This window comes from Streptomyces sp. NPDC104367 (assembly GCF_055583825.1).
Genome location: NZ_JBVJND010000020.1, coordinates 107,646 through 129,800, shown reverse-complemented (window position 1 = coordinate 129,800; position 22,155 = coordinate 107,646). Strand labels below are relative to the sequence as shown.

The window sequence follows — 22,155 nt, the reverse complement described above, 5'->3', positions numbered from 1 at the left end:
GGACGGTCGAAGGCGGTGCGTGCGATGAGTCCAGCCGAGGCTCCGGCGGCCACGGGCGGTGAGCCCGTGCGCGGGCCCGTGCGTGCGGGCGGGCTGCTCGACGTCCTGGGCGTGGCCTCCGTGGTGCTGGACTCCGAGGGGCGCATCGTGCTGTGGAGTCCGCAGGCCGAGGAGCTGTTCGGCTACACGGCGCTGGAGGCTCTCGGGCAGTACGCGGCCCGGCTGATGGTGGACGAGCGCCATATCGAGCTGGTCGGCAAGCTGTTCGCGGACGTGATGCGGACCGGGCGGAGCTGGGCGGGCGGCTTCCCGATCCGGCACAAGGACGGCAGCACGCATGTGGTGGAGTTCCGCAACATGCGGCTGATGGACGACAACGGCGACGTCTTCGCGCTGGGGCTCGCCGCCGACCAGACGACGGTGCGCCGGCTGGAGCAGGACGTGGCGCTGTCCGAGCGGATCGTGAAGCAGTCGCCGATCGGGCTGGCCGTCCTCGACACGGAGCTGCGGTTCGTGTCGGTCAACCCGGCGCTGGCGCGGATCAACGGGTTCCCGGCCGAGGAGCACGTGGGGCGGACGATCCGCGAGGCGCTGCCGCATCTGGACGTGGACGCCCTGGAGTCGGCGGCGCTGCGGGTGCTGCGGACCGGCGAGCCGCTGATCGACGAGTCCACGGTGGGGCGTACGGCGGCGGACCCGGACGAGGACCACATCTGGACGGTGTCGCAGTACCGGCTGGACGACGCGCTCGGCAACGTGCTGGGGGTGGCGGTGTCGGTGGTGGACATCACCGAGCAGTACCGGGCCGGGGTCGAGGCGGAGAACGCGCGGCGGCGGCTGGCGCTGATCGCCGACGCCTCCGCCCGTATCGGCACCACCCTGGATCTGGACCGCACCGCCCGTGAGCTGGCCGACGTGGCCGTTCCGGAGCTGGCCGACGTGGCGGCGGTGGATCTGCTGGACGCGGTGGTGGAGGGCCGGCGCAGCACGCTCGGCCCGGCCGAGCCGGCCGTGATCCGGGCGCTGGCCGTGCGGGCGGAGCGGGAGGCGGACGCGGTGCGGGCGGCCGACGCGCCGGGCACGGTCGCCCGGTACGGGCCGGACCGGCTGATCACCGAGTGCGTGCGGACCGGGGAGGCCGTCGTGGTCCCGCGGGTCGGTGACGCGGACCTGCCGAGGATCGCCGCGTCCCCGGAGGAGGCGGTGCTGCTCGGCCGGGCCGGGGTGCACTCGTACCTGGCCGTGCCGCTGATCGCGCGCGGTGAGGTGCTGGGCGCCCTGGAGCTGAGGCGCACCCGCACTCCGGCCGCGTTCGACGACGACGATCTGCTGCTGGCCCGGGAGCTGGCGGCGCGGGCCGCCGTGCAGATCGACAACGCGCGCTGGTACCAGAACGCCCGTACCACCGCGCTCACCCTCCAGCGCAGTCTGCTGCCCGCCCTCCCCCGGGTCACCACCGGTCTGGAGGTCGCCTCCCGCTACCAGCCGGCGGGCGAGACCGTCGAGGTGGGCGGTGACTGGTTCGACGTGATCCCGCTGGAGGGCGGCAGGACGGCGCTGGTGGTGGGCGATGTGATGGGCAGCGGCATCAACGCGGCCGCGACGATGGGCCGGCTGCGGACCGCGACGACCACCCTGGCCCCGCTCGGCCTCGATCCGGCGGTGCTCCTGGAGCACCTGGACAAGACCACCTCGGGCCTGGACCACTCGATCGCGACCTGCGTGTACGCGGTGCACGACCCGTGGCTGGGCCGGTGCCGGATCGCCAACGCGGGCCATCTGCCGCCGGTCCGGGTCCGCCCCGGCCGCCCGCCGGAGCTGCTGGACCTGCCCACCGGGGTGCCGCTGGGCGTCGGCGGGGTCCCGTTCGCGACGACGACCGTGGACTTCGAGCCCGGCGACGAACTGGTCTTCTACACGGACGGCCTGGTCGAGACCCGCAGCCATTCGCTGGACGAGCGGCTGGACGCGCTGCTGGCCCTCCTCGACGATCCGGCCCGCCCCCTGGAGGAGACCTGCGAGCTGCTGCTGCGGGAGCTGCACCACCCGGACAACCACGACGACGTGGCGCTGCTGATCGCCCGGGCGCAGGAGCCGGCGCGGCCGTAGCGGCGGAGGGGACGGGGGCCGCCGGGTTCACAGGAACTGATTACCGGGTCCTTATCCGCGGGCTCCCACACTTCGAGGAGAGGCATGCACGGCGATGCCGCGTGCCGTTCGCCGAGGGGAGCGTGCCGTGACGCACGAACCGGAGCAGGAACACCGACGTGAAGGCGACGGGAGCGTGCGTCCGGTCCCGCCGGGGCCCGGCCGTCCCCCGCAGGGCGCCCCGGAGTGGGAGGTGCTGTCGGGGCCGGGGAGCGAGCGGGAGCCGGGTGCGCCGCTGCGCGAGCGCTGGCGCCGGCAGTCCGCCCGTACCCGTGCGGTGACCGTGGCCTTCGCCGCGGGGGCGCTGGCCCTGGGCGGCACGGCGGCGTTCGCCGCCGGCTCCGGCTCCGGCGGCTCCGCCACCGCCTCGGCGCCGTCCTCCGCCGCCTCGCCGTCGTCGGCGTCGTCGCCGTCCTCGCCGGACGGGCGCGGGCCCGGGCAGGGCTGGTTCGGCATGGGCGGCATGGGCGGCATGGGCGGCGCGGGTGTGCACGGTGAGGCGACCGTGAAGGACCCGGACACCGGCAAGTACGTCGTGCGGGTCTGGCAGCGCGGCACGGTCGAGAAGGCCGACGGCGACCAGGTCACGGTGAAGAGCGACGACGGCACGTCGTGGACCTGGACCGTGGGTTCCGGTGTCCGGGTGCGGGGCGACGCCGACTCGCTGAAGAAGGGCACGACCGCGTTCCTGGTCGGCACGCGCAGCGACGGCGGGCTGACCGCCTCCGCCGCGCTCTCGGGCGACTTCTCGGGCAGGGGCCGGGGCGGCGGCTTCCGGGACCACGGCGGCCCGTGGCGGCACCACGACGGCGGCTCCCCGTCACCGAGCCCGTCGGGCGGCGGCGCCACGACCTGAGCCCTGCTCCGGACGGCCCGGCCCCGAACTCAGCGGAACGCCTCGACGTGCCGGCGCGCCCACGCGGCGAACGGGCGGGGCGCGCGGCCCAGCAGCCGTTCGACGTCCGGGCCGAGCCGGAGTTCGGCGGCGATGGGCTCGCCGAGCACGGCGAGGGTGGTGGCCACGACCGGCTCCGGCAGGAAGGCCGTCATCCGGGCGTGGGCCTCGGCGCGGGTCAGTTCCACGAACCGCACCGGCTCGCCGAGCGCCGTGCCGATCGCCTCGGCCTGCTGCCGGGGCGTGATGACTGCGGGCCCGGTCAACTCGTAGACCTGTCCGGTGTGTTCGTCCTTGCGCAGGGCCAGGGCGGCGACCTCCGCGATGTCGGCCGGGTCGATCACCGGAAGGCCGACGTCGCCGAAGGGCGCGGCGGCGGTCCGCTCGGTGCGCACCGACTCCGCCCAGGCGTAGGCGTTGGACGCGAAGCCGCCGGGCCGCAGGATCGTCCAGCCCAGGTCCGAGGCGCGCACCGCGTCCTCGGCCGCCCGCATGACGCCGCCGTGCGAGGGCGACTCCGGTCGGGTCGCCACGCCCTGCGAGGAGAGCAGCACCACCCGCCGGACGCCGGCGTCCTCGGCCGCGGCCAGGACGGCCGGGACGTCCGGCCCGTGGCCGCCCGCGCCGCCGTCGTGCAGGAACACCGCCTCGGCGCCGTCGAACACGGGCCGCAGGGTGTGCGGCGCGGTCAGATCGGCCCGTGCGTGGACGACCCCGTCCGGCGCGTCCGCAGGGGCGGTCCCCCGTGAGACGGCGGTCACCCGCTCTCCCGCGTCGGCCAGTGCCCGTACCAGCGGCCGCCCGACGTTGCCGGTCGCACCCGTCACCACGATCATGTCCAACTCCCCCTGTTCCCGCTCGGGTTCTGCGCGATGACGGCGACGCTAACAGCCTCGGTATAGTAGGTACCTACAGGAAAGTGACTACCCCGGAGGGGTGGAACACATGGCGCGCGGCACCGCCCGGCCGAAGGCCGAGGAGACCCTGCCCGATCCCGAACTGGCCTGCCCGGTCTCCCCGGTCGTGGACATCGTGTTCAGCCGGTGGACCACGCCGATCCTCTGGTCGCTGCACACCTTCGGCCGTCAGCGGTTCGTCGAGCTGGAGCGGCGCGTCACGCACATCACCCCGAAGGTGCTCACCCAGCGCCTGCGCCAGCTGGAGCGCGACGGCCTGGTGATCCGCACGTACCACCCCGAGGTGCCCCCGCGCGTCGAGTACGAGATCAGCGAACTAGGCCGCAGCCTCGGCCCGCTCTTCGCCCACCTCGCCGACTGGGCCACCGCCAACCTGGACCAGGTCGAGCGGGCCCGCCGCGACTACGACGACGCGGGGTCCCCGCGCGGCTGACCCCGGGAGAACGCGTCCTAGGCGCGCACGCCGATCACGACGTTGGCGTACAGCTCCGGCGAGGTGGCGAGCCGGGTGGCGAGGCCGGCGCGGGTGAAGGCGTCCACGGCGGTGTCCGCCTGGCGTTCGCTGGTCTCGACGAGGACGCAGCCGCCGGGGGCCAGCCATCGCGGGGCCTGGGCGGCGACCCGGCGCAGCACGTCGAGGCCGTCGCCGCCGCCGTCGAGGGCGACCAGCGGCTCGTGGTCGCGGGCCTCGCCCGGCAGCAGCCCCACCTCGGCGCTCGGGACGTACGGGACGTTGGCCGCGAGGATGCCGATCCGGCCGCGCAGTGCGCCGGGCAGGGCCGCGAACAGGTCGCCGGTGTGGGCGTGGCCGCCGTACGGGGCGATGTTGCGGCGGGCGCAGCGCACGGCGGCCGGGTCGATGTCGGCCGCGTGGAGCTCCACGTCGCCGAGGGCGGCGGCGAGGGCCGCGCCGACCGCGCCGGAACCGCAGCACAGGTCCACGACGACGGACGCGTCCGGGGCCTGGGCCAGGGCCTGGTCGACGAGGAACTCGGTCCGGCGGCGGGGCACGAACACGGCCGGGTCCACGAGGACGCGCAGTCCGTGGAACCCGGCCCAGCCGAGGACGTGTTCGAGGGGCTGTCCGGCGGCGCGGCGGTCGACCATCGTGGCGAGTTCGTCCGGGGTGCGGGCGGTGGCGAGGATCAACTCGGCCTCGTCCTCGGCGAAGACGCAGCCCGCGGCGCGCAGCGCGGAGACGACGGCGGTGGTGTCGGAGAGTGGAGTGGGCATCGCCGAGAGCCTATCCGGACGCCGGACCCGGGACCCGGGACGCCGGACCCCGGACCCCGGACCCCGGACGCCGGACGCCGGACGCCGGAGACCGCAGCCACCGGCCACCGCGGTCCGTGATCAAGTTGTACTCTGCAACCAGACGTCGGAGGAGGTGCTGCCGTGAAGGTGCTGCCGTTGAAGGTGTTCCCGTGACCGCGGCGGAGACGGCCGTCGAGACCATCCAGCGCGAGATGACGGTCTTCGCGCGCCGGGCCCGGGCGTCGGCGGGCCGGATGCACCCCGAGCTGTCGCTGGTGTCGTACACGCTGCTCGGGCACCTGGAGGAGAGCGGCGGCTGCCGGGCGACCGACCTGGCCGCGCACTACGCGCTGGACAAGTCGACGGTCAGCCGGCAGGTGGCGGCGCTGGAGCGGACGGGGCTGATCGAGCGGCGCCTGGACCCGGAGGACCACCGGGTCCAGGTGCTGCATCTGACGGAGGCCGGGCAGGAGATCCTGGCCCAGGTCACGCGCAGCCGCCGGGCCGCCTTCCGGGAGCGGCTGGCGGACTGGCCGGCGGAGGACCTGGTCAGGTTCGCCCGCTATCTGGAGCGCTACAACGCCGGGGCGTCGGCGGACACCAGCGCGGCGTCGCCGAGCGTCTGAGGCACCCGCGCCGTGAGGAACGCGGTACGGCGGCGCAGCCGGAACCCGAGCGACTCGTACAGCCGGATCGCGTTGGTGTTCTCCGCGCCGGTGTGCAGGAACGGGGTCTCGCCGCGTTCCCGGATGCCGTGGGCGACCGCGCGGATCAGCCGGGTCGCGAGGCCCTCGCCGCGGTACTCCGGGTCGGTGCAGACCGCGCTGATCTCGGTCCAGCCCGGCGGGTGCAGCCGCTCCCCCGCCATCGCGACGAGCCTGCCATCGCGGCGGATGCCCAGATAGGTGCCGAGCTCGACGGTGCGGGGCAGGAACGGGCCGGGCCGGGTGCGCTCGACCAGGTCGGTCATCTCCGGCACGTCGGCGGGGCCGAGGCGGACCGCCTCCGGCTCGGGGGCGGCCTCCATGCCGTCGTCCACCAGCTGCACGCCCGCGATGTCCAGGGTGAGTTCCCAGCCGTCCGGGAGCGGTCCCCGGAAGCAGGGCAGCGGGACCTCCGCGCCGGGTCCGGCCAGGGCGGCGAGGTCGGCCCAGTCGTCGGCGTCCGGCTCGTCGGGCAGGGCCAGCCACGGGGAGACGTCGACCGGGTAGCGCAGGATGCGGCCCCGCCGTTCGGCGAACCGGGCGTGCGGGCCGGTGAGCGAGGCGCGGGCGGGGTTGTCCAGGATGTGCGGGGCGGCGGCGCCGCCCTGGCCGGGGCTCGGGAGGCTCATATGCCGACCTCGATCACGATCTTGCCGCGGGTGTGGCCTTCCTCGACGGCGCGCAGCGCCTGGTCGGCCCGGTCGAGCGGGAAGGTGCGCAGGACGTACGGGTCGAGTTCGCCGCCGACGACGAGTTCGGCCACCTCCTCCAGGACCGCGGCGGTGCGGGCGCGCTGGACCCGGGAGCCGCCGAGCGCGGCGACGGTCTCGGGCGAGGCCCCGGCGGTGATCAGCTTGGTGCGGTCGGCCGTCAGCGCGGCGGCCTCGGTGAGCACCTCGCCGCCGACCAGGTCGTAGACGGCGTCCACGCCCTCGGGTACGGCGGTCCGCACCCGCTCGGCCAGGCCGGGTCCGGAGGCGACGTGCACGGCGCCGAGCGACTCGACGAAGTCCTTCTTGGCCTCGCTCGCCACGCCCACGACCCGCACCCCCCAGGCCCGGGCGATCTGCACGGCCGCGGCGCCGACCCCGCCGCCCGCGCCGGTGACCAGCAGGGTCGCGCCCTCGGGCAGGTCGAGCTGGCGGATGCCGTCGTAGGCGGTGGCCGCGGCCACCGGCAGGGTGGCGGCCTCCGGGAACGACAGCGCGGCGGGCTTGCGCGCGGCCACGGACGCCGGGAGCAGGGCGTACTCGGCGTATCCGCCGCCGACCGTGTTGCCGAAGACCTCGTCGCCGACCGCGAAGCCGCTCACGCCCTCGCCGAGCTCCTCGACCACGCCGGCCGCCTCGCTGCCGAGGACGACGGGGAAGCGCGGCTCGGCCTCGCCCGGTGGCCGCAGACCGTTGCGCCGTTTCCAGTCGACGGGATTCACCCCCGCGGCGCGTACCGCGATCAGCACCTCACCGGGTCCGGGAACCGGCCGGTCCACCTCGGTGAAGGTCTCGGTCTCGGGTCCGCCGTACCGCGTGAAGACGTACGCCTTGGGCATCGTGATTCCTCGCTCTCTGGTGCTGTCACCGGTGCCCCGGCACCGGCTCTCAGGGTCAAAGAGCGGCGCGCGACCGCTATTCCCGCGCCCCCGCAGTGTTCATACGGCCGCAATGATCGGTGTTCTGACCTGGGTCGGAGCACCCTGTCGGACAACGTACGGTTGAAGCATGAACGTCACCCGAGGCTTCGCCGGCCGCCCCCGCACCCACAACGCCGGACTGCCCCCCGGCCAGTACGACGCGGGTGACGACTGGCCGGTGCTGTCCGCCGAGGTGACGCCGGAGCTGACGCCGGCCGACTGGTCGCTGCGGATCGACGGTCTGGTGGCGGAGCCGCACACCTGGGACTGGGACGCGGCGCACTCGCTGCCCGCCTCGGTGTACGAGGGCGACATCCACTGCGTGACCAGCTGGTCGAAGTTCGGCGTGCGGTTCGGGGGCGTCTCGCTGGACGCGTTCTTCGACGTGGTCCGCCCGCACGCGTCCGCCACCCATGCCATCGCCTACTCGCACACGGGTTACTCCACCAACCTGCCGCTGGCGGACCTGACCGGCGGGCGGGCCTGGATCGCGTTCGAGTTCGGAGGCAAGCCGCTGCCCGCCGAACACGGCGGACCGGCGCGGCTGCTGGTGCCGCACCTGTACTTCTGGAAGAGCGCGAAGTGGATCGCGGGGATCACGCTGCTCGACCACGACGAGCCCGGCTTCTGGGAGCAGAACGGCTATCACGCGCGGGGCAACCCGTGGGAGGAGCAGAGGTACTCCGGTGACTGAGACGACGACCGCCGGGGCCTTCGCGCCCCCGACGCGCTTCGCCGTGCCCGGCCGCATCGCGGTGAGCAACCGTGCCGCCGCGGTGTGGCAGACGGCGACGATCACGGAGATCCGGCACGAGACCCCGCACGCGGCGACCTTCCGGTTCGCGGTGCCCGCGTGGGCGGGGCATCTGCCGGGGCAGCACCTGATGCTGCGGCTGACCGCCGACGACGGCTACGCGGCCCAGCGGCACTACTCGATCGCCTCGGCGCCGGACGGCTCCGGGCACGTCGAGCTGACGCTGGACCACGTGGAGGGCGGCGAGGTCTCCGGCTGGTTCCACACGGTGGCACGGCCCGGCGACACCGTCGAGGTCCGCGGCCCGCTGAGCGGCTTCTTCGCCTGGCCGGGCGACCGGCCCGCGCTGCTGGTGGGCGCCGGTTCCGGGGTCGTGCCGCTGATGTCGATGGTCCGCCACCACCGGGCGCTGGCCCTGGACGTGCCGCTGCACCTGGTGGTGTCGGCGCGCTCCCCCGAGGAGCTGATCTACGCGCGGGAGCTGGGCGCGGAGACCACGGTCGCGTTCACCCGGTCCGCGCCGCAGGGGGTGCCGGTGGGCCGTCTGGCGGCCGCGCATCTGGCCCCGCTCCTGGCCGAGCAGCCCGAGGGCGGGTGGGAGGCGTACGTGTGCGGCTCCAACGGGTTCGCCGAGCACGCCTCGCGGCTGCTGGCGGCGGCCGGGCAGCCGGTCGACCGGATCCGCATCGAACGCTTCGGCTGAGCGGCGGCGCGGCCGTGGGGCGCGCGCCGCGGTGCGTGCTCCCGCCGGTGCAGCCTCCGGGACCCCGCAGGTGGGCCCCGTGCTCCGGACGGGGTACCTGACCCGTGTGGACGCTCGCGTGCCGACGGGGGCACGCTGGGAGTTGCGGACCGACCGTCCGGCCCTTCGGCTCCCGCGGCGAGGAGGTCGACATGCGTATCCGGGTGCGTGGCTGGCGCTGGCAGCAGAATCCGCTGCGGCGCAGTTCGGACGTGGTGGAGGCATGGACCGCGCTGGCCGTCGCGGTCCTGCTCTGCGTGGGTGCGCCCCTGGCGGGGGCGGTGGTGGGGCTGTGGGCCCATGACCAGGCGCGCGCGGTGGCGGCCGTGGAGCGGGCCGATCGGCACCGGGTCCGGGCCGTGGTCGTGAGCGACATACCGGAACAGCTGCCGTCGGTGCAGGGCTCCGACCCGGAGCGGGCCTTCCAGGCGGACGTCCGCTGGACGGTGCCGGGCCAGGGGACGAGGACCGCCCCGGCGCGGGTGCCGGCGGGGTCCCGGACCGGTGACGTGGTGGACGTGTGGTTCGACCGGTACGGCCACGGGGTCGCGCCGCCGCCGAGCGAGGTCGCCGTCTGGCAGCACACGGTCACCGTGGGGCTGTGCGGGGCGGGCGGCGCGGCGGGCGTGGTGCTGCTGGGCCACGGCGTGGTGCGCCGGGTGGCCCTGCGTCACCGGCTCGCCGAGTGGGAGCGGGAGTGGGCCCGCACCGGACCGGACTGGACCCGGGGTCGCGGACGGGCGTGACCGCCGCCCGGGGCGGCTGACGGGGGTACCCGCCGCCCCGCGGGTGCGGGTGCGGGTGTGCGGGCGGTCGTGGGCGGTCGTGGGCCGCTCCCCCGCCCCGGCCGCACCCGGAGTGCCCCGACCGCCCCTCCCCCTGTCCGGCCGCACCTCCCGGTGTCCGGCCGCGCCTCCCGACGTCCGGCCGTCGCCGCGCCCGCACCCGCACCCGCACCCGCACCCGCACCCGCACCCGCACCCGCACCCGCACCCGAGGTGACCCGATCATCGCTCCCGGATGGCCGGACACCCACGGTCTCCCCTCAGTCCTCCGCGGCGGGCGGTCCGGGGCCTTGACCAGCGGATCGGTGACGGTGACGTGGGGAGACGGCGGGCGGTGGGCCGTGCGCGGGCCTGGCGAGTCGTCGGACCACCCACGTACGGTGTGATCATCCGCACCTACCCTTCAGAAGGCGGTTGTCGATGGCCCTGTTCGACCTTCCTCTCGACGAACTCCGTGATCACCGCAGCGAGTCGGTGGCGCCCGAGGACTTCGACGCGTTCTGGTCGAAGACGCTCCAGGAGGCCCGGGAGCACGATCTCGACGCCCGTTTCGAGCCGGTCGAGACCGGGCTGTCCACGGTCGAGGTGTACGACGTGACGTTCGCCGGGTTCGGCGGCCACCCGGTCAAGGGCTGGCTGCGGCTGCCGGCCGGCGCCCGCGAGCCGCTGCCGCTGGTCGTGGAGTTCGTCGGCTACGGCGGCGGGCGGGGGCTGCCGCACGAGAACCTGCTGTGGGCGTCGACCGGCCGGGCGCACTTCGTGATGGACACCCGCGGCCAGGGCAGCGCCTGGGGCGGCGGGGGCGGCACCGCCGACCCGGTGGGCGGTGCGCCGGCCTACCCGGGGTTCATGACGCGGGGCATCGACGCGCCCGAGAACTACTACTACCGGCGGGTGTACACGGACGCGGTCCGCGCGGTCGAGGCGGCGCGCTCGCATCCGCTGGCCGACGCCGCGCGGACCGTCGCGCTCGGCGCCAGCCAGGGCGGCGGGATCACCATCGCCGTCGGCGGTCTGGTCCCGGACCTGGTGGCGGTCGCCCCGGACGTGCCGTTCCTGTGCGACTTCCCGCGCGCCACGATCCTGACGGACCGTCATCCGTACCGGGAGATCGGCCTGTTCCTCAAGACGCACCGCGGCCGCTCGGCGGACCTGCAGCGCACCCTCGCCTACTTCGACGGGGTGCACTTCGCGGCGCGGGGCCGGGCCCCGGCGCTGTTCTCGGCGGCCCTGGAGGACCAGACCTGCCCGCCGTCCACGGTCTTCGCGGCCTTCAACTCCTGGGCCCACGAGGACAAGGCGATCGAGGTGTACGACTTCAACGACCACGAGGGCGGCGGCCCGTACCACGAAGCGGCGAAGGTGCGCTGGCTCGGCTCGTACGCCTGAGACCCGTACACCCGAGACCGCGGGGAAGGTCCGCTTCCGCGGACCTTCCCCGCCGTTCGCCCGGTCGGCGCCCGCGGCCATCGGGCACGACGGCTTCGGCGGCTCCTGCGGGCCGGCGGACGCCTGCGGGTTCACGATGCGCGCGGGTTCACGATGACCGTGGGTTCACCATGACCGTGGGTTCACGATGTCTGCGGCTCGCCCGCCTTGTTCGCGACGACGAGCCGGGCGCGGGGGCTGCCGTTGTCGCGCCGGCCGAACTCGGGCAGCGGGTACAGGTCGGTCGTGAACCCCGCCCGTTCCAACTCCCCGAGCACGCCGCCGAGTCGGAAGGCTCGGTAGTACATGACGAACGGGGGGCGCCACAGGGCGTTGCGCACCCGCATCACGGCGTCGAAGCCGAGCAGCATCCAGAATCCGAGGCCGGTGGGGCGCGGCGGGGCGAGCACCGGGAAGGCGAAGGCGCCGCCCGGGCGCAGGACCGAGTGGACCTGGCCGAACAGGCCGGGCAGTTCCCGGGGCAGGAAGTGCCCGAACGCCCCGAAGCTGACGACGAGGTCGAAGGCCGGTCCGAAGGGCAGGTCCCGGGCGTCGGCCCGCACCCAGTGGGTCTCCGGTCCATCGGGCGGGGGCAGGCGCCGGGCGACGTCGAGCATGCCGGCGCTGAAGTCCACGCCGGTGACGCTGCCACGGCACACCTGGGCGAGCACGTCCACGCCGGCGCCGGTGCCGCAGCACAGGTCGAGGCCGTCCTGGAACGGGCCGAGCGGGGTGAGCGCCTTCGCGACCGCGTCCAGGACGGGTTCCGGCGTCCGGAAGGGGGTGTGGTCGAACTTCGGGGCCAGCAGGTCGTAACCGCGTTCGACCGAGGACAGTGCCTGGACGGTGAGTTCGCTGAGGCTCGGGCCTTCGGGGCTGAACATCCGGCCAGCTTACGGGAGCGGCCGGCGCGGAAGCGGCCGAGGCGCGGCCCGTGGAAGGAGCCGCGCCTCGGCCGGGTCAGGACCGGACGGATTCGGGTGTCACCTCACGGTGCGGCCGGTCAGGCCACGGTGAGCACGAGGGCGCCCGTGTAGGTGGAGCCCGCGGTGATGGCCTTGGTGGTGCCGTCGACCGTGAGCTTCACGGTCTTGCCGCGCGGTGCCTTGACCGCCGCGTCGGCCGCGAGGGTGAGGCTGGTCAGGTAGGACGTGCCGGTGACCGTCCAGGTCGAGCCGCTGTTCAGGCTGACGACCACGCCGTTGTTGACGGCGGCCTGTGCGGTGTTGGTGACGATGCCGAGCTCGTAGAAGGTGGACGAGTCGATCGAGGAGACCCGGTGCTTGGTCCTCGTCGCCGAGATGACGCCCTCGACGCTGGAGCCCTCGAAGGTGAGGACCATGTTCTTGCCGTTGCGCATGCCGTTGTAGAAGTCGCCCTTCAGCTTGATGGAGCTGAAGGTGGCGGCGCCGTCGGTGGAGTGGACGGCGGTGACGTCAAAGGAGGAGTTCTTGGTGGGGTCGGTGGTGGGCTCGGTGTAGACACCGACGTTCATCATCTTGCCGTTGACGTTGACCGGGCCCGGGTCGTCCAGTTCGATCATCTGGAGGATGACGCCGTCGCGCGGGTTGAGCCTGGCGCCCTGCGAGCCGTCGACCTTGATGGTGGTCTGCTGGCCCTTGTTGAGGAAGGTGGCCCGCTCGGAGTTGACGACGGTGCCGCCGTCCAGGGTGAGTTGGCCGGCGCCGAAGAACATGTAGCCGAAGTGGCCGGAATTCACCACGGTGTTGCGCTCCGGGATGCGCTTCAGCTCGGCGTTGGAAAGACCCAGTTCCAGCTCGGTGTTGAGCGCGGCGACGGCGGCGCGGGTGCTGTCGCCGTAGTGCACGACGGCGGCCGGTCCGGCGATGATCGTCGCGTAGGAGCCGACGTCGAACCGGGAGCCGAGCACGCGGACGGTGGCGTCGCCGATCGCGTAGGTGCCGTAGCCGTAGGCGCCGGTGTTGCCGATGTGGCTGTTGATCGAGGTCAGCTTCAGCCCGCTGCCGCCCTCGACCGACAGGGCGCCCCAGGTCTGGGAGAAGACCGTGGAGTTGAGGTAGGTGGCGATGCTGCCCTTGCCGATGAGGTTGGTGGCGCGGACGTTGCCGTCCAGGCCCAGCATCCAGGGCACGGACTCCATGTACGGGGTCTCGACGGTGGCCTGGTAGTCGGAGGGCAGGACGCCGTCGCGGGCGCGCAGGAAGGAGTCCTTGACGAGGACGTTGGCGCCGCCGTTGGCGATGACGGTGGTGCGGACCACGCCCTTGTTGCTGATCCGGGCGCCGTCTACGACGAGCTTGGTGCCGGAGCCGTCGCCGACGACCGCGGCGCCGTAGCCGGCGAAGTCCGAACGGCCGTTGCCCGTGAGCCGGATGGTCGGGTTCTGGAGGGTGTAGCTGCCGCTCTCGACGTAGACGCCGTTGAAGCACTCGCCGGTGGAGCTGATCGAGATGTTGCGGGCGGTGTCGTCGGTGACCTTGCCGCCGCGGACGGCGGAGACCACGGACTTCGCGGAGTCGACGCCGTCGGAGCCGACGTAGAGCGCCTGGCGGAAGGGGAAGGTGAGCGTCTCGTAGGTGACGTCGTTGGACTCGGCGACCGTGAGGACGACTTCGCCCTGGTAGGTGCCGGCCTGGACGAGGGTGGCGGTGCCGCCGGTCGCGGTGAGGAGCTGGCCGGTCTCCACGCCGTCGACGGTCAGGCTGATGTCGTACCCGTCCGGGGCGACGATCTTGCCGCCGGTGCCGATGGTCAGCCGGCTGACCTGGGTGGTCGCGGCGAGTTCGTACGTCTCCCCCGCGGCGACGGAGATCGTCTTGCCCGACGCCTTCGGCGCGGCGGTTGCGGTGCCGGAGGCGACCGGTACGAGCACGGCCGCTGCCGTGGCCGATCCGGCGATCAGGAACGAGCGTCGGGATGTCAGCGTCATTGCAGGCCTTTCCACGGGTGGAGTGCGCCGTCGCGCAGCGTTACTGGCCGCTGGTCGGGACCGGAGCGGCGAAGGCACCTGAGGTGCGCAGGTGGGAGTGAAGCAGTCCAGGTAAATCAGGGACAGACTTCACACACACGCATCCCTGAACCCGATGGTTTCGATCGTGCGGCCCGCTTCCTGGCGATGACACAGAGTGTCCACAGCCTCGGGCCGTGGGCACGCACGACGGCGAGGCGGACGGCCCGAATGCCGTCCACCTCGCCGTGTTCCCGTGTGTGGTTATGCCGGTGCGATCATCCCCGCGGACAGGTCGATGTCGGCCCCGCACAGTCCGGGCATCGCGAGCATCGCCACCAGTGCCTGGGCGACCTCGTCCTCCTCCACCAGCCGGCCGAGGGCGGCCCGGGAGGCGAAGTCCCCTTCCGCCTCCTCGACCGTGCAGCCGGTGAGTTCGGCGGTCAGCCGGAAGTTGCGGTCCATCCGGGGACCGCGCACCGGACCCGGGGAGAGGGAGTTGACCGCGACCCCGCTCGGGCCGGCCTCGCCCGCCAGGGTCCGGGTGAGGCCGATCAACGCCATCTTGGAGGCGGTGTAGGGGGTGCGGTTGAGCAGCGGGCGCTTGCCGCTGACCGAGGCGACGTTGACGATGTCACCCCGTCCGGCGGCGAGCATGGGCGGCAGGAAGGCGCGGCACATCAGGTAGACGCCGCGCACGTTGGCGGCGAACACGTCGTCCCACTCGTCGGGTTCGATGTCGACGAGCGGCCGCACCGGGCCCGCGACGCCCGCGTTGTTGACGAGCAGCGACACGTCCTCGTCGGCGAGCCCGTCGGCCAGGGCACGCACGGAGGCGGCGTCGGAGACGTCGCACACGGCCGTGCGGGCCGCCTCGCCGACCTTGGCCGCCGCCTGGGCGAGGGCCTGCTCGTTCCGTCCGACGAGGATCACCCGGGCGCCGGCGCCGGCGAGCGCCAGCGCGAAGGCACGGCCCAGCGGGCCGCCCCCGCCGGTGACGAGCGCGGTCCGGCCGTCCAGGCTCACGCCTCGTTCCACGGCAGCTCGTCGCCGGCGGCCCTGGCGGCGCGTACGTCACCGGAGCGGGCGTGGCCCTCGAACAGCTCGACGCGGGACGCCCGCCCGCACAGCCGCCCGAGCAGGGCCTGCGACCCGGTGTCGGTGACCTCCTGGTAGGTGACCGTCTTGAGGTACTTCCCGACCCACAGGCCGCCGGTGTAGCGGGCGGCACCGCGGGTGGGCAGCACGTGGTTGGTGCCGATGACCTTGTCCCCGAAGGACACGCAGGTGCCCTCGCCGAGGAACAGGGCGCCGTACTGGGTCATCCGCTCCAGGGCGAGGCGCGGTTCGGCGGTGAGCACCTCGACGTGCTCGAAGGCGAACGCGTCGGCGAGTTCGTACAGTTCGTCGATGGAGTCGACGACGTGCACCTGGCCGTGGTCGCGCCAGGCGGGTTCCGCGTAGTCGCGGGTGGGCATGGTGGGCAGGATGCGCTCGACCTCGGCGACGGTCTTCTCGGCGACCTCGCGGGAGGTGGTGATGAGGACGGCCGGGGAGTCCGGGCCGTGCTCGGCCTGGGAGAGCAGGTCGACCGCGCAGACGAACGGGTCGGCCCGGTCGTCGGCGAGGACCAGGATCTCGGTGGGGCCGGCGAACAGGTCGATGCCGATCTCGCCGAAGAGCTGGCGCTTGGCCTCGGCGACATAGGCGTTGCCGGGTCCGGCGATCAGGTTGACCGGTTCCATGGTGTCGGTGCCCACGGCCATCGCGGCGACCGCCTGGACGCCGCCGAGCAGCCAGATCTCGTCGGCGCCCGCGAGGTGCATGGCGGCGACGGTGGCGGCGGGGATCTCGCCGTGGATCGGCGGGGTGCAGGCGACGACCCGGGGCACGCCGGCCACCTTGGCGGTGACGATGGTCATGTGGGCGGAGGCGGTGAGCGGGTAGCGGCCGCCGGGGATGTAGGCGCCGGTCGCCTGCACCGGAACGTGCTTCTGGCCGAGCTTCACCCCGGGCAGGGTCTCCACCTCGAACTCGCCCATGGAGGCGAGCTGGTGGCGGGCGAAGTTACGGACCTGCTCCTGGACGAACCTGATGTCGTCGATGACCTGCTGGGGCACCGAGGCGACGATCTTCTCGACCTCCTCGGCGCTCAGCCGGAAGGAGTCGGGGCTCCACCTGTCGAACTTCTCGGAGTACTCGCGGACGGCCGCGTCCCCGCGTTCACGGATGTCCGCGATGACGCCCGTCACCGTCTCGCGCACCTGGTCGAGGGAGGCGGCCACCTCGGCCTTGGGCACGGCGTGCTTCAGGATCTCTGCCACAACTGCGGCCTTTCTGGGGAGTGTTCGGCTCGGAGGTTCAGACGGGGGGGGCTTCGAAGAGCACGTCGGGGTCGTTGAACTGCTCCTTGGCGACCGACTCGCTCATCGGGTCGGCGGTGCCCCACTGGTCCTGGGTCATCGGATCGGCCACGTCGTGCCGGCCCGGGTGCCACAGGTCCTCTTCGAGGACGGCGAGTTCGGTCGTGTACTCGACGGTGTTGCCGTGCGGGTCGTGGAAGTAGGAGAAGGTGTTGTCGCCCGCCAGGTGGCGGCCCGGGCCCCAGGTGAGCCGGGTCCCGGCGCGCAGCGCACGCCCGGTGCCGCGCATGTACTCCTCCACCCCGCGCATCTCGAACGAGGCGTGGTGCAGCGACACATGGGGCCCGCGCGCGATGGCGAAGGAGTGGTGCAGCGGGCTGCACCGCAGGAAGTACATGAGGTCGCCCATGTGCGAGGAGTACAGGGTGTCGGTGAGCCGGAAGCCCAGGTGCTGGATGTAGAAGTCCCGCAGCCCCTCCGGGTCCTGGGAGTTGACCACGCAGTGCGAGAGCCGTACCGGGATGGCCTCGCGCTCCTCCACCTTGCGGTGGGTACGGGTGGCCACGTCGGCGGAGACCTCGACGACCCGTCCGTCGGGGTCGAAGAAGCGCAGGCCGTAGCCGCCGCCGGGGGTGTCCAGGGTCCGGGGTTCGTGGATGATCTGCACCCCGGCCCGCCCCAGCCGCACCGCCAGTTCGTCCACCGCTTCCGGGGAGACCGCGCCGAAGGCGACCAGGTCCATGCGCTTGCGCTCGTCCTTGCGGATGCGGACGATGTACTGCTCGGGGCTGCCCTCCGCGGCGAAGAAGGCGATACCGCTGTCGTTGGCCACCTCGGTCAGTCCCCAGGTGGTGCCGTAGAAGGCCCGCTGGGTGTCGAAGTCCGGTACGGCCAGGTCGACATGGCGCAGATGGGTGATGGGCTGGAAGCTCATGCGTGGCTCCTGACGGTGTTGCGCTGACGGCCGAGGCCGGTGATCTCCGCGTCGATGACGTCGCCGGGCTTGAGGAAGACCCCCCAGTGCGCGCCGTTGCCGGCCGGGGAACCGGTGAGCAGCAGGTCGCCGGGGCGCAGGGTGGTGGTCGAGGAGGCGTAGGCGATCAGCCGCGCGATGTCGAAGATCATGTCCTTGGTGGACTCGTCCTGCCGGACCACTCCGTTGTGCCGCAGGGTGATCCGCAGGTCGCCCGGGTCGCCGACGAACTCCGCCGGGACCAGGAAGGGCCCGGTGGGCAGGAAGGTGTCCGCGTTCTTGGCGGTGAACCAGTCGGTGCCGATGGCCTTCAGGTCGGGCCGGTACAGCCGGTCGCGGGTGGTCAGGTCGTTGCTGATGGTGTAGCCGGCGACGTGGGACATCGCCTCCTCGGCCGGGATGTTCTTGCCCGACTTCCCGATGACCAGGGCGAGTTCGAGCTCCCAGTCGTGCTGTTCGCCGAGCGCGGGGAGCACGACGTCGTCGTAGGGGCCGCACAGGGCGCGCGGTGAGCCGAGGAAGATGTACGGGACGCCGTTGCGGCTCCGCTCGTCCATCATCTTCTCGGCGTCGGCGCGGGCCTCCCCGGGGGTGGCGCCGTGCACGCTCTCCTTCTCGGCGGCGACCAGATCGACCACGTGCTTGCGGTAGTTGGCGCCGCTCTGCAGGATCTGGCCCGGTTCGACCGGGGTGCGGACGCGCAGGTCCGCCAGGTCGTGCCAGGTGCCGTCGGCACAGGCGGCCAGCTCGTGCAGCCGCGGCAGCCAGGTGTCCCAGTCCTCGACCAGCGCGCGTACCGAGGGCACCAGGTCGGAGAGGTCGCGGACCCGGGTTCCGGCGACCAGGCCGGGGAAGGCGGCCGCGGCGCCGGCGAAGGTGCCGAGCGCGAAGGGGCCGGCATGGGAGGGGGAAGGTTCGGGCACGGGCGGCTCTCCTCGTACGGATGGGGGCTCGCCTTCGACGCTAGGCATCGGGCGCGGTCGGGGGAAATGGCCGTTCGCGATGGCTGCCATCGCCCGCGCCTCATGCCCTGCCTGCGGGGATGCGGCCCGGCCGCGCGGGCGTCTCCATCGCCGTACGGGATGGATGACGTCCCCCTTGTCGATGCCTCGATCCGTTGACCCTGCACGTACCGCCGATCAGGCTCGGTGCCACCCCGATCCCGAGGAGCGCACCGTGGTAGTCGAGCATGCCGAGCTGACCGTCGAGGAAGGCCGGGAAGCGGAATTCGAAGAGGTCTTCGGCAAGGCCCGTGAGGTGCTCGCCGAGGCCGACGGGTTCCGCTGGGCCGAGCTGCTGCGCTGCGACGAGCGGCCGCGGACGTTCCTCCTGCTGGTCGGCTGGGAGTCGGTCGAGGCGCACACGGTCGCTTTCCGGGAGTCGGAGCGGTTCGCCCGCTGGCGTGCCCTGGTCGGCCCGTTCTTCACCGCCCCGCCGGCCGTGGAGCACTTCCACGAGCTGGGCCCCCGCTTCACCGGCTGAGAGCTGCCGGCCCCACTGTCTGACTTTCTACTTTCGCAAGGATCGCCCATGCCCGTGAACAAGGTGCTCGTCGTCGGCGGCGGCATCACCGGAAGCGTGCTGTGTCTCGCCCTCGCCCAGCGGGGTGTCGAGGTGGAGCTCGTCGAGATCTCGCCCCAGTGGTTCGGGGTGGGTCATGGCATCACCATCCAGGGCAACGCGCTCAAGGCGCTGCGTTCGGTCGGCGTGCTGGACCGGGTGCTGGCCCGGGCGGTGCCGTTCGACCACATGCGGCTGCGCCGGGCCGACGGCGGGCTGATCACCGAGCTCCAGACCCCGCACACCGGCGGCGAGGACCTGCCGTCCACGGCCGGCGCGCTCCGTTCCGACCTCCAGAACGCGCTGTGCGACGCGGTGTACGCGCACGGGGTGAGAGTCCGTCTCGGGCTGAGCGTGAGCGGCCTGGAGCGCTCCGCCGACCATGTCGACGTCACCTTCTCCGACGGCTCCGCCGGCCGCTACGACCTGATGGTCGGCGCCGACGGGATCAACTCGGCGATGCGCGCGCTGATCGGCATCGGGGCCAGGCCCCGCCCGGTCGGGATGTCGATCTTCCGGGTGGTGGCGCGGCGGCCCGCCGAGATGGACTGCGCCGAGGTGTACTACGGCGGCCCGCGCTACAAGGCCGGTTACAGCCCGATCTCCGGGGACCAGTGCTACGCCTACCTCCTCGACGAGAACCTCGACGCGTCGCTGATCGGCCCGCGCGCCTCGCTGGACCTGATGCGTGAGCGCGGCGCGGGATACGGCGGCACCTGGGGGAAGATCCTCGCGTCGCTGCCCGACGACACGGCGGTGGACTACCGCTGGATCGAGGCGGTGCTGATCGACGAGGACTGGTACCGGGGCCGTGCCATGGTGATCGGGGACGCGGCGCACGCCTGTCCGCCGCTGATCGCGCAGGGTGCCGCGATGTGCATGGAGGACGCGGTGCTGCTGGCCGAGCTGGTCACCGGGGACGAGCCGGTGGACCGGGCGCTGGAGCGGTTCATGGAGCGGCGGCTGCCGCGGGTGCGGATGGTGCTGGACAACTCCCTCCAGCTCGCCGAGTGGGAGATCCACCCGGAGACCCCGGGCGCCGACCCGGCCCGGATCATGTCGGAGACCCTCTCCTCCCTGACGGCCGCCGCATGAGCACGCCCGTCGTCGACTTCCACGGCCATCTCGCGGTGCCCGCGGCCGACGCGCTGGTGGCCGGCACCGAGGGCTTCGCCGCCGAGCTGGCCGCCGAGCAGCGCGCCCACTCCCCCGAGTCGCTGGCCGCCAACCGGGCCCAGCTCCAGCGGCTGGCCGGGAAGCTGACGGACGTCGGGGCCCGCCTCGCCGACCTGGACGCGATGGGGGTCGACATCCAGGTGGTCGGCCCGATGCCCATGCACCACTACTGGGCGGACCCCGGGCAGGCGGTGCGGCTGGCCCGGACCGTGAACGAGGCGGTGGCCGCGCACTGCGCCGCCGCGCCCGAGCGGCTCTACGGCCTGGGCACGGTCCCGCTCCAGCACCCGGACCTGGCGGTCGCCCTGCTGGACCGGGCGGTCACCGAGCAGGGCCTGTACGGGATCAGCGTCTCCACCACGGTCGAGGGCCGTGAGCTGGCCGACCCGGCGCACGACGAGGTCTGGCGCAAGGCCGAGGAGCTGGGCGCGGTGGTCTTCGTCCACCCCTGGGGCTGCTCGCTGGGCGAGCGGCTCGCCTCGAACTACCTGGGCAACACGGTCGGCCAGCCCACCGAGACCACGGTCGCGCTCTCCCATCTGATCTTCACCGGGGTGCTGGACCGCTTCCCGCGGCTGAAACTGGTGGCCGCGCACGGCGGCGGCTACCTGCCGACGTACATCGGCCGCTCGGACCACGCCTGGGCGGTGCGGCCGGACGCGCGCGGCTGCGCCCGGCCGCCCAGCTCGTATCTGCGCCGGATGTGGTTCGACGCGCTCGTGTACACCCCGCGTGCGCTGCGCCGTCTGGTGGAGGAGGTGGGGGCGGACCGGGTGGTGCTCGGCACCGACCATCCCTTCGACATGGGTGTGAGCGACCCGGTGGCCCGTCTGGACGCAGCCGGTCTGGCCCCGGCGGCACGGGACGCGATCGCCGGGGGCAACGCCCTGGACCTGCTGCTGAAAGGACCCGCGTGATGGCGCCCAGACGTCTCGGCCCCATCGAGGAGGAACTGGCCAAGGCCCGCGCGTCCTACCGCAACTGGGGGCGCTGGGGTGAGGACGACGTGCTGGGCACGCTCAACTTCATCGACACCGCGATCCGCGCGCACGCGGCGAGCCTGGTCCGGCGGGGGCGCTCCTTCTCGCTGGCCCAGGAGTTCAACGAGTCCGGGCCGCAGCGCGGTTCGGGGGGCCGGATCAACCCGGTGCACTACATGCGGGACACCGGCTGCGACGCGGCCGCCGGCACCCAGGGGTTCCCGCACGGCTTCGGCGGCGCCGACGACCATCTGCTGATGCCGCTCCAGGCGTCCACGCAGTGGGACGGGCTGGGCCACGTCTACGACAACAAGCGGGCGTGGAACGGCCGTCCGTGCACCATCGTGGGCGGCGACGGCGACTCCGTGACCGGCATCGAGCACATGCGGGACGCCTTCACGGGCCGCGGGGTGCTCCTCGACGTCGGCCGGGCGGTCGGCGACGGGCGCGGCGAGCTTCCCGACGGCTTCGCGATCCTGGAGGAGCACCTGCGGGAGACCGTCGAGGCGCAGGGCGCCACGTCGAGCGTGCGCCGGGGTGACATCGTGCTCGTCCGCACCGGCCAGCTCGGCAGGGTCCGGCGGCTCGGCGAGTGGGGCGGGTACGCGGCCGGGGACGCCCCCGGGCTGTCCTTCACCACCCTCGGCTGGCTGCACCGCACGGAGATCGCGGCCATCGCCACCGACACCTGCGGCCTGGAGGTGCGGCCGCACGAGTTCGCCGAGCCCGCGATGTCACCGCTGCACCAGATCGCCATCCCCAACATGGGCCTGCCGCTCGGCGAGATGTGGGACCTGGAGACCCTCGCGGAGGACTGCGTGGCCGACGGGGTCTACGAGTTCCTGCTGGTGGCAGCCCCCCTCCCGGTCACCGGCGCGGTCGGCGCGCCCGTCAATCCCATCGCCGTTAAGTGAGCC

General features: G+C 73.3%; 22 protein-coding genes. 12 read left to right on the top strand and 10 right to left on the bottom strand.

The window, feature by feature from the left end; translation table 11 throughout:
• Positions 1-24: 24 nt before the first annotated feature.
• Complete coding sequence (locus ACZ619_RS28045) at positions 25-2,109, top strand: SpoIIE family protein phosphatase (RefSeq protein WP_469604437.1); 2,085 nt, start codon at positions 25-27, stop codon at positions 2,107-2,109.
• A gap of 127 nt (positions 2,110-2,236) precedes the next feature.
• Positions 2,237-3,004 carry a hypothetical protein gene (locus ACZ619_RS28040; RefSeq protein WP_469604436.1) on the top strand — a complete coding sequence of 256 codons (768 nt, stop codon included), beginning with the start codon at positions 2,237-2,239 and terminating at the stop codon, positions 3,002-3,004.
• 29 nt (positions 3,005-3,033) lie between these two features.
• Here the strand turns inward: ACZ619_RS28040 and ACZ619_RS28035 are convergent, their stop codons facing one another.
• Positions 3,034-3,879, bottom strand: coding sequence for an NAD(P)H-binding protein (locus ACZ619_RS28035; RefSeq protein WP_469604433.1), 846 nt, complete (start codon positions 3,877-3,879; stop codon positions 3,034-3,036).
• 109 nt (positions 3,880-3,988) lie between these two features.
• Here ACZ619_RS28035 and ACZ619_RS28030 point away from each other — a divergent pair, with 109 nt between their 5' ends.
• On the top strand, positions 3,989-4,393 hold the full coding sequence (locus tag ACZ619_RS28030) for a winged helix-turn-helix transcriptional regulator (protein ID WP_469604430.1): 405 nt from the start codon (positions 3,989-3,991) through the stop codon (positions 4,391-4,393).
• Between the two features lie 17 nt (positions 4,394-4,410).
• Here ACZ619_RS28030 and ACZ619_RS28025 read toward each other — a convergent pair whose 3' ends face one another.
• Positions 4,411-5,193: a putative protein N(5)-glutamine methyltransferase gene (locus ACZ619_RS28025; RefSeq protein ID WP_469604428.1), complete on the bottom strand. Its 783-nt coding sequence runs from the start codon at positions 5,191-5,193 to the stop codon at positions 4,411-4,413.
• A 233-nt stretch (positions 5,194-5,426) separates the two neighbouring features.
• Here ACZ619_RS28025 and ACZ619_RS28020 point away from each other — a divergent pair, with 233 nt between their 5' ends.
• Positions 5,427-5,840: a MarR family winged helix-turn-helix transcriptional regulator gene (locus ACZ619_RS28020; protein WP_469604594.1), complete on the top strand. Its 414-nt coding sequence runs from the start codon at positions 5,427-5,429 to the stop codon at positions 5,838-5,840.
• On the opposite strand, the gene ACZ619_RS28015 is transcribed toward ACZ619_RS28020, so the two are convergent.
• Positions 5,789-6,547: a GNAT family N-acetyltransferase gene (locus ACZ619_RS28015; protein WP_469604425.1), complete on the bottom strand. Its 759-nt coding sequence runs from the start codon at positions 6,545-6,547 to the stop codon at positions 5,789-5,791. The two genes, ACZ619_RS28020 and ACZ619_RS28015, sit on opposite strands and share 52 nt — an antisense overlap.
• On the bottom strand, positions 6,544-7,467 hold the full coding sequence (locus ACZ619_RS28010) for an NADP-dependent oxidoreductase (RefSeq protein ID WP_469604424.1): 924 nt from the start codon (positions 7,465-7,467) through the stop codon (positions 6,544-6,546). Before ACZ619_RS28010 ends, ACZ619_RS28015 begins: the two co-directional genes overlap by 4 nt.
• A 169-nt stretch (positions 7,468-7,636) precedes the next feature.
• Between ACZ619_RS28010 and ACZ619_RS28005 the strand changes: the two genes are divergently transcribed.
• The 4 genes from ACZ619_RS28005 to ACZ619_RS27990 all read left to right on the top strand — a co-directional run bounded on the left by ACZ619_RS28005 (position 7,637) and on the right by ACZ619_RS27990 (position 11,218).
• Positions 7,637-8,242 carry a sulfite oxidase-like oxidoreductase gene (locus tag ACZ619_RS28005; protein ID WP_469604422.1) on the top strand — a complete coding sequence of 202 codons (606 nt, stop codon included), beginning with the start codon at positions 7,637-7,639 and terminating at the stop codon, positions 8,240-8,242.
• Positions 8,235-9,005 (top strand): ferredoxin reductase, encoded by a 771-nt coding sequence (locus ACZ619_RS28000; RefSeq protein WP_469604419.1) that lies wholly within the window; start codon positions 8,235-8,237, stop codon positions 9,003-9,005. Before ACZ619_RS28005 ends, ACZ619_RS28000 begins: the two co-directional genes overlap by 8 nt.
• A gap of 191 nt (positions 9,006-9,196) precedes the next feature.
• Positions 9,197-9,790: an Rv1733c family protein gene (locus ACZ619_RS27995; protein ID WP_469604416.1), complete on the top strand. Its 594-nt coding sequence runs from the start codon at positions 9,197-9,199 to the stop codon at positions 9,788-9,790.
• Positions 9,791-10,249: 459 nt separating this feature from the next.
• Positions 10,250-11,218 carry an acetylxylan esterase gene (locus ACZ619_RS27990; protein WP_469604413.1) on the top strand — a complete coding sequence of 323 codons (969 nt, stop codon included), beginning with the start codon at positions 10,250-10,252 and terminating at the stop codon, positions 11,216-11,218.
• A gap of 182 nt (positions 11,219-11,400) precedes the next feature.
• On the opposite strand, the gene ACZ619_RS27985 is transcribed toward ACZ619_RS27990, so the two are convergent.
• The 6 genes from ACZ619_RS27985 to ACZ619_RS27960 all read right to left on the bottom strand — a co-directional run bounded on the left by ACZ619_RS27985 (position 11,401) and on the right by ACZ619_RS27960 (position 18,445).
• Entirely contained in the window at positions 11,401-12,141 is a 741-nt protein-coding gene (locus tag ACZ619_RS27985; protein ID WP_469604410.1) for a class I SAM-dependent methyltransferase, read from the bottom strand.
• A 119-nt stretch (positions 12,142-12,260) separates the two neighbouring features.
• Positions 12,261-14,168 carry a hypothetical protein gene (locus tag ACZ619_RS27980; RefSeq protein ID WP_469604408.1) on the bottom strand — a complete coding sequence of 636 codons (1,908 nt, stop codon included), beginning with the start codon at positions 14,166-14,168 and terminating at the stop codon, positions 12,261-12,263.
• A 282-nt stretch (positions 14,169-14,450) separates the two neighbouring features.
• Positions 14,451-15,212, bottom strand: a complete 762-nt coding sequence (locus ACZ619_RS27975; protein ID WP_469604405.1) for an SDR family NAD(P)-dependent oxidoreductase — start codon at positions 15,210-15,212, stop codon at positions 14,451-14,453.
• Complete coding sequence (gene hisD, locus ACZ619_RS27970; protein ID WP_469604402.1) at positions 15,209-16,510, bottom strand: histidinol dehydrogenase; 1,302 nt, start codon at positions 16,508-16,510, stop codon at positions 15,209-15,211. Before hisD ends, ACZ619_RS27975 begins: the two co-directional genes overlap by 4 nt.
• Before the next feature lie 37 nt (positions 16,511-16,547).
• A complete protein-coding gene (locus tag ACZ619_RS27965) occupies positions 16,548-17,483 on the bottom strand; it encodes a VOC family protein (protein ID WP_469604400.1) in 936 nt (311 codons plus the stop codon).
• Positions 17,480-18,445: a fumarylacetoacetate hydrolase family protein gene (locus tag ACZ619_RS27960; RefSeq protein WP_469604398.1), complete on the bottom strand. Its 966-nt coding sequence runs from the start codon at positions 18,443-18,445 to the stop codon at positions 17,480-17,482. The genes ACZ619_RS27965 and ACZ619_RS27960 overlap by 4 nt, the downstream gene beginning before the upstream one ends.
• A gap of 253 nt (positions 18,446-18,698) precedes the next feature.
• Here ACZ619_RS27960 and ACZ619_RS27955 point away from each other — a divergent pair, with 253 nt between their 5' ends.
• Genes ACZ619_RS27955 through ACZ619_RS27940 form a run of 4 tightly spaced genes read left to right on the top strand, consistent with a single transcriptional unit; the run spans position 18,699 to position 22,152 of the window.
• Positions 18,699-19,004 carry an antibiotic biosynthesis monooxygenase family protein gene (locus ACZ619_RS27955; RefSeq protein WP_469604396.1) on the top strand — a complete coding sequence of 102 codons (306 nt, stop codon included), beginning with the start codon at positions 18,699-18,701 and terminating at the stop codon, positions 19,002-19,004.
• 48 nt (positions 19,005-19,052) lie between these two features.
• The gene (locus ACZ619_RS27950; protein ID WP_469604393.1) at positions 19,053-20,177 is read left to right on the top strand and encodes an FAD-dependent monooxygenase; all 1,125 of its coding nucleotides are present in this window, start codon (positions 19,053-19,055) and stop codon (positions 20,175-20,177) included.
• Complete coding sequence (locus tag ACZ619_RS27945) at positions 20,174-21,175, top strand: amidohydrolase family protein (protein WP_469604391.1); 1,002 nt, start codon at positions 20,174-20,176, stop codon at positions 21,173-21,175. Before ACZ619_RS27950 ends, ACZ619_RS27945 begins: the two co-directional genes overlap by 4 nt.
• Entirely contained in the window at positions 21,175-22,152 is a 978-nt protein-coding gene (locus tag ACZ619_RS27940; RefSeq protein WP_469604389.1) for a cyclase family protein, read from the top strand. The genes ACZ619_RS27945 and ACZ619_RS27940 overlap by 1 nt, the downstream gene beginning before the upstream one ends.
• Positions 22,153-22,155 lie beyond the last annotated feature (3 nt).

What these genes read in the sequence shown, in the direction of transcription:
- ACZ619_RS28005 (WP_469604422.1), top strand. Translation starts at nt 7,637, where the DNA reads ATGAACGTCACCCGAGGCTTCGCCGGCCGCCCCCGCACCCACAACGCC.
- ACZ619_RS27995 (WP_469604416.1), top strand. Translation starts at nt 9,197, where the DNA reads ATGCGTATCCGGGTGCGTGGCTGGCGCTGGCAGCAGAATCCGCTGCGG.
- ACZ619_RS27990 (WP_469604413.1), top strand. Translation starts at nt 10,250, where the DNA reads ATGGCCCTGTTCGACCTTCCTCTCGACGAACTCCGTGATCACCGCAGC.
- ACZ619_RS28035 (WP_469604433.1), bottom strand. Translation starts at nt 3,879, where the DNA reads ATGATCGTGGTGACGGGTGCGACCGGCAACGTCGGGCGGCCGCTGGTA.
- ACZ619_RS27945 (WP_469604391.1), top strand. Translation starts at nt 20,174, where the DNA reads ATGAGCACGCCCGTCGTCGACTTCCACGGCCATCTCGCGGTGCCCGCG.
- ACZ619_RS27965 (WP_469604400.1), bottom strand. Translation starts at nt 17,483, where the DNA reads ATGAGCTTCCAGCCCATCACCCATCTGCGCCATGTCGACCTGGCCGTA.
- ACZ619_RS28015 (WP_469604425.1), bottom strand. Translation starts at nt 6,547, where the DNA reads ATGAGCCTCCCGAGCCCCGGCCAGGGCGGCGCCGCCGCCCCGCACATC.
- ACZ619_RS27940 (WP_469604389.1), top strand. Translation starts at nt 21,175, where the DNA reads ATGGCGCCCAGACGTCTCGGCCCCATCGAGGAGGAACTGGCCAAGGCC.
- ACZ619_RS27950 (WP_469604393.1), top strand. Translation starts at nt 19,053, where the DNA reads ATGCCCGTGAACAAGGTGCTCGTCGTCGGCGGCGGCATCACCGGAAGC.
- ACZ619_RS28045 (WP_469604437.1), top strand. Translation starts at nt 25, where the DNA reads ATGAGTCCAGCCGAGGCTCCGGCGGCCACGGGCGGTGAGCCCGTGCGC.
- ACZ619_RS28010 (WP_469604424.1), bottom strand. Translation starts at nt 7,467, where the DNA reads ATGCCCAAGGCGTACGTCTTCACGCGGTACGGCGGACCCGAGACCGAG.
- ACZ619_RS28030 (WP_469604430.1), top strand. Translation starts at nt 3,989, where the DNA reads ATGGCGCGCGGCACCGCCCGGCCGAAGGCCGAGGAGACCCTGCCCGAT.
- ACZ619_RS28025 (WP_469604428.1), bottom strand. Translation starts at nt 5,193, where the DNA reads ATGCCCACTCCACTCTCCGACACCACCGCCGTCGTCTCCGCGCTGCGC.
- ACZ619_RS28020 (WP_469604594.1), top strand. Translation starts at nt 5,427, where the DNA reads ATGACGGTCTTCGCGCGCCGGGCCCGGGCGTCGGCGGGCCGGATGCAC.
- ACZ619_RS27980 (WP_469604408.1), bottom strand. Translation starts at nt 14,168, where the DNA reads ATGACGCTGACATCCCGACGCTCGTTCCTGATCGCCGGATCGGCCACG.
- ACZ619_RS27985 (WP_469604410.1), bottom strand. Translation starts at nt 12,141, where the DNA reads ATGTTCAGCCCCGAAGGCCCGAGCCTCAGCGAACTCACCGTCCAGGCA.